The following is a 13639-nucleotide window of genomic DNA, read 5'->3' on the forward strand; positions in this document are numbered from 1 at the left end:
GATCGCTGTCCTAATTTCAATCCACTCATTTTACCATGTCTGAACCACCTAACATCGATGATATGCTCGGCATGAGCCGCCGGCATTTTTTCAAGAAGACCAGTGCTGGTATTGGCGGAGTTGCTTTGGCTTCGTTGCTCCCAGGAATCGGACAAACGACAGGATCAAATTACACACCCAAAGCGAAGCGGGTGATCTTCCTTTGCCAGTCCGGAGGACCGTCCCACTTGGATCTATTCGATCATAAACCACTGCTGCAAAAGATGAACGGCCAGCAGTTGCCTGCTTCCGTCCGTGGCGAACAACGTCTAACAGGTATGTCCGCCAACCAGTCGTCCATTCCTCTGGCGGGATCCCATTTCAAGTTCACCAAACACGGAAAGAGCGGTACGGAAATCAGTGAGCTGATGCCGCATACCGCATCAGTGGTCGATGATATCTGCCTGATTAAGTCGATGTACACCGAGGCGATTAACCACGACCCGGCGATCACATTCATGCAGACTGGTTCGCAGATTTCAGGTCGGCCTTCGATGGGTTCTTGGCTGACGTATGGTTTGGGTTCTGAAAATGAAAACCTGCCGGGGTTCATCGTTCTGGTGTCGGCAGGGCAGGGCGGTCAGCCGCTCTATTCGCGTCTCTGGGGTTCCGGTTTCCTCGACTCCCGTTATCAAGGAGTTCGTTTCAGAGCCGGCAAGGAGCCTGTTCTCTACCTGGCCAACCCTGAAGGTGTTTCAGCCGGTAGTCGCCGTGGGATGTTAGATAAATTGGCCAAGTTGAATCAACTGCAATTCGGCAGAGAGCTGGATCCGGAAATTGAATCCCGCATCGCCCAATATGAAATGGCCTACCGGATGCAGACCAGCGTGCCGGAGGTATCCGATTTATCAGACGAGCCGGAATCGACATTCGAGCTTTACGGAGCTGATAGTAAAAAGCCAGGAACCTACGCCGCCAACTGCTTGATGGCCCGGCGGCTGGCTGAAAAGGGGGTGCGTTTCATCCAGCTGTACCACCAGGGATGGGATCAGCATGGCAATCTTCCTGGAGCTATTCGTGGCCAATGCAAGGAAACCGATCAGGCCTCTGCTGCTCTCATCAAGGATTTGAAGCAACGTGGTATGTTGGACGATACCTTGGTCATCTGGGGCGGTGAATTTGGCAGAACCGCGTACTCTCAGGGAGCGCTAACTAAGAATAACTACGGTCGAGATCATCACCCGCGTTGTTTCACCATGTGGATGGCCGGCGGCGGGATCAAAGGCGGAGTCGTGCACGGTGAGACCGATGACTTTGGCTATAACGTGGTCAAAGACGGTGTGCATATCCACGACCTGCACGCCACCATCCTACACCTCATGGGGCTAGATCACGAACGCCTCACTTACAAATACCAAGGCCGCCACTTCCGTCTGACCGACGTGCATGGGCATGTGGTGAAAAATATCCTAACGTAAGAGTCCCGATAAAGTTGGGAATGATCCTTCGTCGACTTTCTTGAGGGCACCGAGGATCAAGCGATCGTAAAACGTCTTGGAGCGGGAGTCGGATATCTTCGGGAGCCATTGCTTGGCGGTTTCCAGTTCCTTTTTAGCTCCCTCAGTTTGGCCAGACATATACATCATGCGAGCCTTGGTGAAGTGGTGTTCAACTACGGCTCTGGGTTTGGCGTCCTCTTCCAATTTTTGGTCGTCGGCCAAAACGATGTCTGAATAGCTTTTCGCTCCTTCTGTGATTTTACTTTCACGGGCCACTGAGACATCGATCATGGATGGGCGAAGGCGTTTTCCGAAACGGCCATCCTGAACATCCTTGCGCAGTGCGATGAGGTCAGGCCAGTTGCTGGTCATCACTGCCGCACGTAGGAGAAGACTGAATTTTGAAGAATTGTCATCCTCCAATCCCTCGGCGAGTTTTTTGACTCCAGCCCAGTCACCGGCTTGTTGTAGCGGACGCAGTTTGGCGATGAACTCCTTTTTGGCTTGGGCCTCTTGCTCTTGCTTTTTAAAATGGGCGACAGGATCAAAACTTCCGTCCAAGAGGCTGGAGACCAAAGCTTCGTCGATTCTCGCAGGGTGGGTGTTGAGGATAAGTTTGCCATCTTTCACAACGAGTGCGCGGGGAATTCCAGTGATGCCCGCGGGCTTCATGATGTTATCAGCAAAAGCTGATTTGCGTCCCCCGGAAAAGGCAACTCGATAAGACATGCCGTCGCCCTTTTTCTTGACGAAATTTTGCGCTTTCTCGATGCCATCTTCCCAAACATTCATGCCGACAATGACGAGTCCTTTATCGGCGAACTTGTTATGCAGATCGTTAACATGAGGGATGGCTGCGATGCATGGTCCGCACCATGTTGCCCAGCATTCCAGAATGTAGATTTTCCCCGGTTCGTTCAGTGCCTTCAATGGGTCACCTTGGACCCAAGTCACTCCTTCGAAGACATTCGCTGGTATGGCATCGCCCACCTTGAGTGCTGCCGGCTTTTTATCGATAGCCGCGTCTTGGGCTTGTGCCGTTTGGAGTGTTAGGCTGCTGGTAGCGAGGCTTACACCAAGCGCGATTAGCGTTGCCGCTGTGGAGTTGATATAATTTTTCATGACGCCAATCTAGAGCGGACTTCTAGGCATTCAATGCATAAATGGGGGGCGTGTGGTTTCAACACGAGGTTCTGAGTAAATCTTTTCTGGCCCGAGACTCATGACCGCTTCCGGATGGGGTTCGTGGAGCTGTATGAGATGGGGAGACGGTGGTCTTGTTAGATGTTGTGAGGTTTGTTCCAGCAGCACGGGGAATGCGGTAGGCATTGAGGAGAAGGTTTGTTTCCTTTGTTCCCGAAGTTAGTATTTGTTCAGCAAATCGCCCTTCCGACAGATAACGGTGATAGTATGACAAGGCGTTCTCACGCATGATGCGTAAGGCGGAAACGGGCATGCGTGCGGCGAGGTCGATGGCTCGTGCTAATGAAGGTCGGTCGTGGTATGTTAGGCAGTTTTCACCATTGATCAGCTCGGGGTTCATATAGTGGCTGTATTGGAGGATAGGGATGGTGCCGCAGGCGAGGGCTTCGATCAGGTTGTGGCAGAGTGGCATGGAAACGCCGGGGCAGCAGAGGAAGAAATCGGCGCGCTGAAGTGTGGACATCCATTGATCAGCAGGGATGCGGTAGCGGTCCGACTCGACGCATTGAAAAATATGGGCACTCGGAGTCAGCAGGTCTTGTTCACAACTCACTTCCTTCACGTGGCCCTCGCTAAGGTGTTTTTTAACGAGATTGACGACTTCATTTCGCGGTATCAATCCGAACTTCCCTTTGACGTTGCCCTTGGTGTATTGCCGCTCCTCTGTGTTGCCGGCGAAGAGAAGTTTGATTGGGCGTTCAGTGAGGGTGCCAGGCCTTGGAGGGAAATCTTTTTGAATGCTCACCTCCGGATGCACAAAGAAGGGGAACTCTGACTCGTGGTCAGCTTTTGCCCTGCGATGCTCGTAGTTCACCCTGATGATTTGTTCTGCATTCTCGGGTGATCTGGTCGGGTGATCGGTGATGTAGATGAAACTTCTCTCTGGTAGTTTGTTAGGTGCAGTGGTGTGAAGCGGGGTTTCTAACAATAGCTGTTTGTATTTCTTCCGGTGAAAGCTGGCGAGGAACTTAAAGCGTGAGGTGTAAACGGGGAAATAGCCCAATGTCATGAAGTCGCGAACAATGTGGAAGAGGTAGCGGCCCATAACCTTGTCGATGTCGATGCTGTGGAAATCATAGACCGCAAGGTTGCGGCGTGATGCATCTTCGGGCAGAGGGCGGTCACGTAGTTCGCAATAGGAAGAAATCATCCTTGGATGGAGGTAGCCGCGTAGGCCGTGCACGACGCGTTCGAGATAATGAAATATGCCATGGTGCATGGTGATTGTTAGGCGGTGAGAAGGTGAAGTGGTTTAATGATGCCGTGGGTGGTCCAGGTGCTCTGACTGCTGCGTGTGGCCGCACGGACGGAGAGATTTTTCTCGATGCTTTCACGGGTTTTATAGGCCCGTGGGTGATCGAGGTGTAATAACACGGCACGGTGGCGGAACTGTTTGGAACGGAGTCCGAGGTTGATCAATCGTTCACCGAGTTCGCGATCTTGGCCGCCGTAGCACATCGTTTCATCGTGGCCGTTGACGTCGACAATGTCTTGCTTCCAGCCCGATGCGTTGCAGCCGTTCCAGGTCGCTTTGGTGGTGGTGATGCCATCAGCGAAGCGCGAAAGTTGACCATGCAGGCCGATTTTCAATTTACTACCAAGATTTTGAAACCCATGCACGCCGAGCCATTGGGAGTCGAAACAACGGCCAGTGCGAATATCGTCCTCGCAAATCGCGCGGCTGAGTTCGAGCGGCAGTTTACAGTAACCGCCCGAAATGAAGTGACCCGGTTCAGCGGCATCGAGGTGGGTGGAGACGAAGTCATGGCGCGGTATGCAGTCGCCATCACTGAAGATCAGGTAGTCACCCTGTGAGAAGAGGATGGCCTTGTTGAGGATGGTGGATTTGCGAAACCCACTGTCGTGGTGCCAGACGTGTTTTACTGGAAATGGCGCGGTTTGCTGGTATTCCTCGACCACTTGCCGGGTTTCCTCGCCTGATCCATCGTCGGCGATGACGATTTCAAAGTCGTGAGTGTCTTGATTGACATAGCCGAGTAGCGTTTTGCGCAGCCATTTCGGTTGGTTGTATGTGCTGATGATGATGCTTGTTTTCACGTCCTGAAGGTAGTTAGGGCCTTGCCTGCGGGATGATTAATCTGCTCAGCAGCACATCGAGGAGCTGATTACGGTGAGTATCTTGTAACGTAGCGAATGATAAAACTCGGAGAGCTGTCAGGAAATCAAATCATGCTGACAGAAATGGGAGTCGAATCCGCTGGCCAATCTTCCCGGCATATGCAAAATCGCGCCTTTGACGCCCTAAAATCACGGGTTTTCCACCGCCTGCCGACTTCGTGATTTGGTCAAACGATTTTCAAGAAATTATGCTTGTGAATTTTTTCACAAGGGGTAGAAGCGGCGCGACGACATGGCTAATTTTTTCCCGCGATGGACCAATTTGCTACCGCTCAAGATAGCGGTATGTGTTATTTTTGTAGTATTAGGGCTCACTGCAGCCTTCTCGTACTATGCTACCCCTAAAGCTCAGCGCGTGGGCTACCAACCTGATCAGCCGATTGCTTACGATCATGATTTGCATGCGAATCAGCTAGGCATCGACTGTCGCTATTGTCACAGCTCTGTGGACAAGTCGCCTAGTGCCGGTGTGCCAACTGCGAATACCTGCTGGAACTGCCACGAGCACGTTGCCAAGGGATCAGGCAAGCTTGGACCACTTCGCGACGCCATGGGGGTCGATAAGGATCACGCGCCAATCGAAGGGGCTGTTAAAAAGCCGATCCAGTGGGTGCGCATTCACAAGTCTCCTGATTACGTTTACTTTGACCACTCCGCACACGTTAACCGCGGTGTTTCCTGCCAGAGCTGCCACGGCGATGTGAATCACATGGAGAAGGTTCACCACGCCAAGGATCTGAGTATGGCGTTCTGCCTCGACTGTCACCGGGCCCCTGAAAAGCATCTTCGGCCGCTCGAGGAGGTATACAATCTCGACTACAACGTGCTCACCTATCTTGAAGGTAAGGACGAACTTAAGAAGCAGATCGGCTTCGAAGAAGGCGACAGCGCTGAGAAGGCCCAAGAGAAACTGGGTAACTTGCTGAAAACCAACTGGAGCGTCCATCCGAAAGATAGCTGCTTCACCTGTCACCGATAATAATTTCCCTATAAACTTTCCCACTTTTTTCCCATCAAGCACATGAGCAATCGGAAGACCAACCTGCCGGGCAGACTGCCCGTCAACGAGCCGAAGACCCTGAACAAGCAGGACGGCACCAAGATTTGGCGTAGCCTCGGAGAAAAAGAGGGCGAGACTCGTTTCGACGATGCTCTCGACCGCGAGTTTCTCGACGGCGCGGCCCAGATGGAAACCGAGGAAGAGCGCGAAATGTCACGCCGCTCATTTGTTAAGCTGATGGGTGCTTCCTCCGCACTCGCTGGTATGAGCCTCGCGGCCTGCCGTCGTCCGGAGAGCTTGATCGTTCCTTTTGCAGAGTCTCCTGAATGGAGTATTCCTGGTAAGCCGGTCCATTACGCGACTTCCATGCCACAAGCGAGCGGAGCCGCTTCCCTGGTGGTAACCACTCACGAAAACCGTCCTACCAAGCTCGAGCCCAACAAGCGCTTCAGCAAGCTCGGCGGAACTGATTCTTTCGTTCAGGCATCGATCCTGGACATGTATGACCCTGCCCGTAGCCGCGATATTCTCAGCGGTGGCGAAAAGAAAACCCGCGCCGATCTGGTGAAAGCCCTCGGTGAGTTGGTCACATCCAGCACCAAGGTGGGTTTTGTATTTGGTGAAGACGAATCTCCTACCCGCAGCCGTCTGGTCAAAGAACTCAAAGCCAAATACGGCAGTGCCAAATTCTACAGCTACGAGCCACTTGCCGGTGAAGAACGCAAGCAGGCTAATGCCGCAGCTTTCGGCTCCGGTTCTGAAGTGGTGGCTGATTTCTCCGAAGCCAAGGTGATTCTCTCTCTCGATAGTGACTTCCTTGAGCTTGATAAGCAGGGCCCAGTCAGTGGTTTCTACAAAAACCGTTTCATCGAAGGCGAAGGCTACGACAAGAAAGCCGATCCTTCTGCCATGAACCGCCTTTATATCGTTGAGGGTGGTTTCAGCCTCACCGGTGGTATGGCTGATCACCGCATGCGCATCGCACCGAGTCAGGTTGTCGCTGTTGCAGCGCGTATCGCGAATAAAATCAAGCCGGGCTCAGTCACCGTCGCCAGAGGTGGTGAACTGTCAGATGTTCAGAAACAATGGGCTGACGAGTGTGCGATCGATCTTCAGGCCAATGCCGGTCAGAGCGTGGTTCTCGCTGGAAGCCGCCAGAGCAAGGCGCTGCAGAACGTTTGCATCGCCATCAACACAGCCCTGAACAACTACGGTAAGACTCTCAAACCTGTCGTTACCGAGAAGGCTGGCTACGGTGACATGGAGTCACTGATTCAATCTCTCAATGCCAAGGAACTCGACGCTGTCATCCTGATGACTCCGGCGAACCCAGTTTATGACGCCGCCGGATTTGCCGACGCCGCCAAAAACGCGAAGCTGATTCACCTCGGCCTACGCACCGATGCTTCCGCCCACGCAGCCGACTGGCACGTGCCTGCTGCGCACTACCTCGAAAGCTGGGGTGATGCTCGCACAGCACTCGGCACCTACACTGTGGTGCAGCCCATGATTCTGCCGCTTTACAACGGCGTTTCCGAACTCGACCTGATCAACCTTCTGCTCACTGGTGAGTTGTTTGACCCAGCTGCCGACGGTGGCAAGTCATCACCTGCCTACGATGCTGTGCGCGAGACCTTCGCTGGCATTGCCGACGGTTCTGACAAGAGCTGGATGCAACTTCTCCGCGACGGATTCTGGCAAAAATCCACCTACGCAGCCGCCGCGCCGCAGGGTGGGGGAACGGTTTCCGTGACTGTGGCGGATGCGCCCGCTGCAGGCAACTACGAGGTGGTTTTCTCCACCGACGGATCACTTTACGATGGCCGTTATGCGAACAACGCATGGCTGCAAGAGGCACCTGACCCAATCAGCAAAGTCTGCTGGGACAACGTCGCCATGGTTTCGCCCGCCACTGCCAAGGAAATGGGTGTATACGAGAAAATTCTCAAGCTTCAGCCAAAAGGTAAGGTTTACGGTATCTGGACCGCTGAAAATGCCGGTGTCGACAACGTCACAGGTGAGGGTCAAAACCACGCGAATCCGATGGTCAAAGTCAGCGTCAATGGTGCTGAACTCGAGGTGCCTGTCATGGTCGCCTTCGGTCACGCCGACAACGTCATTTCCATCTCCCTCGGCTACGGTCAAGGGTTCGATAAACACGACGAGCTGGGTCGCGGCCCTGCTAACGCCAAGCACGTTTCCTTGGTCAGTGTGAACCGTGGTTTCAACGCCTACACACTTCGCACAGCCGAGACACCTTACCTCGTTTCCGGTGCCAAGGTCGAAAAGCTGGGTAAGAAATACCATCTTGCGATGACCCAAGAGCACCACGCCATGTATGGCCGTGCTCTTGCCCGTGAGATTTCCACCATCGCCACCGATGGCGATCACGGCAAGTCCTTCGAAGAGCAAATGGAAACCGTGCCTAAGCAAGGCATGGACTCCCACATGCCGGATAACATTTCTCTCTACAAACCTCAGGGTTCAAGCACTTGGCACGACAAGGCTCAGGCTGATAAACACCTCTTCGATGACCGCCAACAGTGGGCGATGACCATCGACTTGAACAACTGCATCGGCTGTAACGCCTGTCTGGTTGCCTGTCAGGCCGAAAACAACATCCCCGTTGTCGGTAAAGAGCAGGTTGCCATGGGCCGCGAGATGCACTGGATCCGTATGGACCGCTATTTCGCAGCGACCGAGACTTACGATGCCAAGGGTAACAAAATTCTCGATGCTGATCACAACCCAGTGCTCGATGAGGACAACCCAGAGATGATTCCCCAGCCAGTGGCATGTCAGCACTGTGAAGCTGCTCCATGTGAAACTGTCTGCCCGGTGAACGCTACTGTTCACTCCGAAGACGGACTCAACACCATGGCCTATAACCGCTGCATCGGCACCCGCTACTGCGCGAACAACTGCCCATACAAAGCACGTCGTTTCAATTTCTTCGATTACAACAAGCGCAACCCGCTGATCAACAAGAACCTCTACAAAGGTCCTGGTGGTAAGAAAGCCGTTGGCGAAGCTCCACACCTTCAGAAGAACCCGAACGTCACCGTTCGTATGCGTGGTGTGATGGAAAAATGCACCTACTGCGTGCAGCGTATCCAGTCCGCCAAAGGTAAGGTGAAAGCCAATACCAAAGAGAAAGCAACCGCTGCCGGTGGATCCTCCGTGGATGTCAAAATGTCCGCCGAAGAGCTCCGCCCGAAAGTCGACTCCGTGCGCACCGCCTGTCAGGACGCCTGTCCTTCCAGCGCCATCAGCTTCGGTAACATGCTCGACGGTAACAAGGCTCAGGTCATGCGCTCCCGCGACTCGAAGCGTAACTACTCACTGCTCAACTACATCGGAACCCTACCGCGCACCACTTACCTGGCACGCGTCAAGAACCCGAACCCCAAAATGCCACACGCCAAAGGCATTGGACGGGCCACCATCACGATGCACTAATTTACTATAGGACTGATAAGACCTATTCGACTTATTTGCTACGCTCCACCACTTACGACTCATGTCTAGCGACACAACCATTACCAAAGACCCTAACAAGCCCGTGATTCCAGTCATGGAGCGTGAGAAACTGATTCTCAACAACCGTTCCTACAACTGGATTACCGAGCGCATTTGTGGCATTCTGGAAAACAAGCAGCCAGCGATCTGGTGGATGCTTTTCATCCCGAGTGTGTTGATTGCCATCATCGGCGTTGGCGGTGGTCTGTTCTACCTCGTTTCCACCGGTGTCGGTGTCTGGGGTAACAACAACCGCACGATGTGGGGTTGGCCGATTGTGAACTTCGTGTTCTGGATTGGTATTGGTCACGCCGGAACCCTGATTTCCGCGATTCTTTTCCTGACTCGTCAGAACTGGCGGACTTCGATTAACCGGGCGGCTGAGGCGATGACCATCTTCGCGGTCTGTTGCGCCGGTATTTACCCGATGTTCCACGTTGGTCGTATCTGGATGGTGTGGTTCCTTGCCCCGATCCCCAATGCCAACGCGATCTGGCAGAACTTTAAATCACCACTCCTCTGGGACGTTTTCGCCGTTTCCACTTACTTCACCATCTCCCTGATCTTCTGGTATCTCGGCATGGTTCCTGACCTTGCAACCATCCGCGACCGTTGCAAACCAGGCCTCCGCAGATTTCTTTACGGTATCTTCTCTCTCGGATGGCGTGGCGGTAACCGCCAGTGGAGCCACTACGAGGTAGCATACCTGTTGCTCGCAGCCCTCTCCACCCCGCTGGTTCTTTCCGTGCACTCGGTGGTTTCCTTTGACTTCGCCACCTCCGTCGTACCCGGCTGGCACACGACTATTTTCCCACCCTACTTCGTGGCAGGTGCGGTGTTCGGTGGTTTCGCCATGGTGCTGACGATCATGATTCCGGCCCGTTACATCTACGGTCTGCAGGATCTGATCACGATGAAGCATATCGAGAACATGTCGAAGATCATTCTGCTGACCGGAACCATCGTAGGTTACGCCTACCTGATGGAGCTCTTCGTGGCCTTCTACTCAGGAGCCAAATACGAGGGAGCTGCCTTCTTCTACCGGATCGCCGGTCCATACTGGTGGGCTTATCTGGCGATGATGTCCTGTAACGTGCTTTCGCCGCAGGTGTTCTGGTTCAAATACTGCCGTGAAAACCTCTGGATTGTCATGGCCGTCTGTATGGCAGTGAACGCCGGTATGTGGTTCGAGCGCTTCGTGATCATCGTCACCACCCTGCCTCGTATGTGGCTGCCTGGTGACTGGAAATACTATAACCCTAGCTGGGTCGATATCATGACCTACGTCGGCACCATTGGATTGTTCCTGACACTCTTCCTGCTGTTCCTCAAGTTCCTGCCTTGCATTAACATTGCCGAGGTGAAGTGGACCCTGCCACAGAGTGATCCTCACCATGACGACAAGGAGGCTCTTGATGACCAAGGCACCGAGGCCGAGGCCGCTTATCAGCACGAGCTGGAAGACACCGCATACTAATTTCAAATTCTAATACCTACTTTTCCATGACTGTTAAACGTGTTTACGGCTATCTCGCCGAGTTCGAAAGTGCATCCGCCCTCTACAAGGCAGCGGAAAAGGTGCGCGATGCCGGACATAAAAAGTGGGACTGCTACTCGCCCTATCCCATTCATGGTCTGGATAAAGCAATGGGCATGAAAAAGTCCATTCTGCCATACCTGGTATTCTTTGGCGGAACCCTCGGTATCATCACCGCGTTCACGCTTGCTTACACCACTCAGGTGGTGATTTACCCGACCGTCGTTCAGGCGAAACCTGCTAACATCTTCACAACGGCAGCGTTCTTCCCGATCATGTTCGAGCTGACGATTCTGTTCTCCGGTTTCACCACACTCTTCGGCCTGCTCGCGCTGATGGGTCTGCCGCGTCTGAACCATCCGCTTTTTGAAAGCCGTCAGTTCCACCGCGCTACGGATGATGGATTTTTCATCGCCATCGAAGCTCGCGACGCCCGTTTCTCCACCGAGGAAACCCGCACGCTCCTCGAGGACGCCGGCGGCACTAACCTCGAACTCGTTGAGGAGCCCGCCGAGTAGCCGAGTGAAATGCTAAATCTTTAATGCCAATTCTTAAATGAGATATTTCTTTCTAACTTTCGCCCTGATCGTTGTGATGGTCATCAGCTTCTTCGGATTCCGAGGCCAGATGTTCAGTGGCACGCCGTTGCGCATGTTCCCGGACATGGACGATCAGGATAAGATCAAAACCCAGCAGGTCAGCGGATTCTTCGCCGATGGCATGGGCGCACGCAAGCCGGTCGCAGGCACAGTTCCACGCGGCTTCGAGCCGGATGGCACAGGTCCTAGCTTTGGCAACAGCGATAGCTACCTCGATACCGGCGTCATCGGTGATGCTTATGGTGACGGTATGCCCGAGGAACTTGGGCTTAACGACGATAACATCACGGCCTTCCTTCGCCACGGTGAAGAGCGCTACAACATCTCCTGCATGCCGTGTCACGGTGAGTCAGGAAACGGCAAAGGCACTGCTGCTGTTGTTGGTAAATTCTCTGTCGCCAACCTCGAGAGCTTTCCTCGCAACGAATACCCGGACGGCCAGATGTTCGAAACCATTTCCAAGGGTAAGGGCTTGATGAGCGGCTACAGCTACAACATTCCCGTCAAAGACCGCTGGGCGATCATCGCCTACGTGCGTGCTCTCCAAACAGCTCGCAAGGTGCCGATTTCTGCTGAGAAAGCTCAAGAGCTGGAAGCCGAAGCTGCCGAAGAAAAGAAGGAGGCCGAGGAGCTGGAGAAAAAAACCGCCCAGCCCGACGCAGCCACTCCCGCTCCCCAACCGGCCGAGTCATCTTCTGATGACAGCACACCAGCCGAGACACCCGCTGATCAATAATCCCTTTTTCATTTTCCAATCTCTCCATTCACCATGGGTCATTTCATCACATCCAAAGACATCCCCGCCGACGGGGAGCATATCGCAAAAGGCAAACTCGCACTGCCCATCATGGTCTGCGGCGTTGTCGCATTGGTCGGTATCATTGTCAGTGCCTGCCTGCTGTTCATTAACAATGACGCGATTAACCAGTCGTCTGATACTGTGGCTGGTCGATATGCCTACTCATGGTTGTTCGCCTTCGCTTTCTTTGTCAGTTTGTCACTCGGTGGCGCGTTCTGGCTGCTTCTGCACCACGTATCCAACTCAGGTTGGGGGGTGTCAGTGCGTCGCTTGATGGAGCACCTCGCTTGCGTTTTCCCGTGGATGGGCATCATCGCCATTCCGTTTTTGTTCCCACAAGTGCAACAGCATTTGTTCGAGTGGATGAACATCCATCGCGGACTTGAGGGTGTGGGCATGTATAGCAGCGCCAAGGAAGCACTGCACCATAGCCCGGACCCGCACCACGTGAATCACCTGCTCTACCTCAAGCACTTCTACATGAACCTTCCTTTCTGGCTGGGACGTATGATCTTCTACTTCGTTGGTCTCGGTGGTGCTCTGTATTACCTCAGAAAACTTTCAGTCGATCAGGACAGCGATCCTAATCCTGGCCTCGCCCGTTTGAAGACCGCCCGTCGCCGCAGTTCATGGATGCTGGTTATTTTCGCACTCACAGCCACCTTCCTCGCCTTCGATCTGATCAAGGCTCTCGATTACAAGTGGTTCTCCACCATGTATGGGGTCGCCTTCTTTGCCGGTTGCGTCCTGAACGGAATGGCTCTGCTGATCCTGACCACCATCGTGCTGCGTCGCGCAGGATACATGCAAAACATCATGAGTCCTGAGCACCACCACATTATGGGTAAGCTAACCTTCGCATTTGTGGTGTTCTGGGCCTACGTTTCCTTTTCCCAGTTCTTCCTGATCTGGTATGCCAACATTACCGAGGAAACGAGCTACTTCATCCTGCGTAACACCGAAAACTGGAACATCGCGAGTCTGGCCCTGGTGTTCGGTCACTTCGCGCTGCCATTCCTCTTCCTGATCCGTTCAGACGTGAAGAAGAAGCCCGGCTTGATGATTCCCATCACCATTTACCTCTTCATTCTTCATGCCCTCGACCACTACATCATGGTGGCTCCTGAACGTGGTCCTTCACTCACGATCAACAATCCGGAAGGAGCCAGCCTGTTCTCCAGCGGCAGCGTGATCTGGCTTGATCTGTTAGCTTTTGTCACCGTCGGTGCCTTCTTCTTCTTTATCTACCTGCGTTCGCTGACTAAAACCAGCCTCTACCCGAACCGCGATCCGCGCATCCTCGAGTCCGCCAACCTCTTCAACTAATTCTGGCGAACTCCCGTTTGCCCTGCTTTCTAACTCATT

10 protein-coding genes are annotated in these 13639 nt (G+C 53.6%); 7 read left to right on the forward strand and 3 right to left on the reverse strand.

Annotation, left to right across the window (positions count from 1 at the left end):
• Window positions 1-35: 35 nt before the first annotated feature.
• The gene (locus ACSPJT_RS13840; protein ID WP_435893151.1) at window positions 36-1457 is read left to right on the forward strand and encodes a DUF1501 domain-containing protein; all 1422 of its coding nucleotides are present in this window, start codon (window positions 36-38) and stop codon (window positions 1455-1457) included.
• On the opposite strand, the gene ACSPJT_RS13845 is transcribed toward ACSPJT_RS13840, so the two are convergent.
• Genes ACSPJT_RS13845 through ACSPJT_RS13855 form a run of 3 tightly spaced genes read right to left on the reverse strand, consistent with a single transcriptional unit; the run spans window position 1449 to window position 4739 of the window.
• Window positions 1449-2600, reverse strand: coding sequence for a TlpA disulfide reductase family protein (locus ACSPJT_RS13845; RefSeq protein ID WP_435893152.1), 1152 nt, complete (start codon window positions 2598-2600; stop codon window positions 1449-1451). The two genes, ACSPJT_RS13840 and ACSPJT_RS13845, sit on opposite strands and share 9 nt — an antisense overlap.
• Before the next feature lie 58 nt (window positions 2601-2658).
• Window positions 2659-3900, reverse strand: coding sequence for a glycosyltransferase (locus ACSPJT_RS13850; RefSeq protein ID WP_435893153.1), 1242 nt, complete (start codon window positions 3898-3900; stop codon window positions 2659-2661).
• Between the two features lie 8 nt (window positions 3901-3908).
• Window positions 3909-4739: a glycosyltransferase family 2 protein gene (locus ACSPJT_RS13855; protein ID WP_435893154.1), complete on the reverse strand. Its 831-nt coding sequence runs from the start codon at window positions 4737-4739 to the stop codon at window positions 3909-3911.
• Between the two features lie 436 nt (window positions 4740-5175).
• On the opposite strand from ACSPJT_RS13855, the gene ACSPJT_RS13860 reads away from it, so the two are divergent.
• The 6 genes from ACSPJT_RS13860 (at window position 5176) to ACSPJT_RS13885 (ending at window position 13600) form a co-directional block, all read left to right on the forward strand.
• A complete protein-coding gene (locus ACSPJT_RS13860; RefSeq protein ID WP_435893155.1) occupies window positions 5176-5799 on the forward strand; it encodes a cytochrome c3 family protein in 624 nt (207 codons plus the stop codon).
• Window positions 5800-5841: 42 nt separating this feature from the next.
• On the forward strand, window positions 5842-9279 hold the full coding sequence (locus ACSPJT_RS13865) for a TAT-variant-translocated molybdopterin oxidoreductase (protein ID WP_435893156.1): 3438 nt from the start codon (window positions 5842-5844) through the stop codon (window positions 9277-9279).
• A 61-nt stretch (window positions 9280-9340) separates the two neighbouring features.
• A complete protein-coding gene (gene nrfD / locus ACSPJT_RS13870) occupies window positions 9341-10816 on the forward strand; it encodes an NrfD/PsrC family molybdoenzyme membrane anchor subunit (RefSeq protein ID WP_435893157.1) in 1476 nt (491 codons plus the stop codon).
• 26 nt (window positions 10817-10842) lie between these two features.
• The gene (locus ACSPJT_RS13875; protein WP_435893158.1) at window positions 10843-11394 is read left to right on the forward strand and encodes a DUF3341 domain-containing protein; all 552 of its coding nucleotides are present in this window, start codon (window positions 10843-10845) and stop codon (window positions 11392-11394) included.
• Between the two features lie 37 nt (window positions 11395-11431).
• Window positions 11432-12211: a c-type cytochrome gene (locus tag ACSPJT_RS13880; RefSeq protein WP_435893159.1), complete on the forward strand. Its 780-nt coding sequence runs from the start codon at window positions 11432-11434 to the stop codon at window positions 12209-12211.
• A 33-nt stretch (window positions 12212-12244) separates the two neighbouring features.
• Window positions 12245-13600, forward strand: coding sequence for a hypothetical protein (locus ACSPJT_RS13885; RefSeq protein ID WP_435893160.1), 1356 nt, complete (start codon window positions 12245-12247; stop codon window positions 13598-13600).
• Window positions 13601-13639 lie beyond the last annotated feature (39 nt).

This window comes from Oceaniferula spumae, assembly GCF_042849255.1.
Taxonomy (GTDB): domain Bacteria; phylum Verrucomicrobiota; class Verrucomicrobiia; order Verrucomicrobiales; family Akkermansiaceae; genus Oceaniferula; species Oceaniferula spumae.

Bases quoted from the DNA above. Each gene is read 5' to 3' on its own strand.
- ACSPJT_RS13880 (WP_435893159.1), top strand. From the start codon at position 11,432: ATGAGATATTTCTTTCTAACTTTCGCCCTGATCGTTGTGATGGTCATC.
- ACSPJT_RS13885 (WP_435893160.1), top strand. From the start codon at position 12,245: ATGGGTCATTTCATCACATCCAAAGACATCCCCGCCGACGGGGAGCAT.
- ACSPJT_RS13850 (WP_435893153.1), bottom strand. From the start codon at position 3,900: ATGCACCATGGCATATTTCATTATCTCGAACGCGTCGTGCACGGCCTA.
- ACSPJT_RS13865 (WP_435893156.1), top strand. From the start codon at position 5,842: ATGAGCAATCGGAAGACCAACCTGCCGGGCAGACTGCCCGTCAACGAG.
- nrfD (WP_435893157.1), top strand. From the start codon at position 9,341: ATGTCTAGCGACACAACCATTACCAAAGACCCTAACAAGCCCGTGATT.
- ACSPJT_RS13875 (WP_435893158.1), top strand. From the start codon at position 10,843: ATGACTGTTAAACGTGTTTACGGCTATCTCGCCGAGTTCGAAAGTGCA.
- ACSPJT_RS13845 (WP_435893152.1), bottom strand. From the start codon at position 2,600: ATGAAAAATTATATCAACTCCACAGCGGCAACGCTAATCGCGCTTGGT.
- ACSPJT_RS13840 (WP_435893151.1), top strand. From the start codon at position 36: ATGTCTGAACCACCTAACATCGATGATATGCTCGGCATGAGCCGCCGG.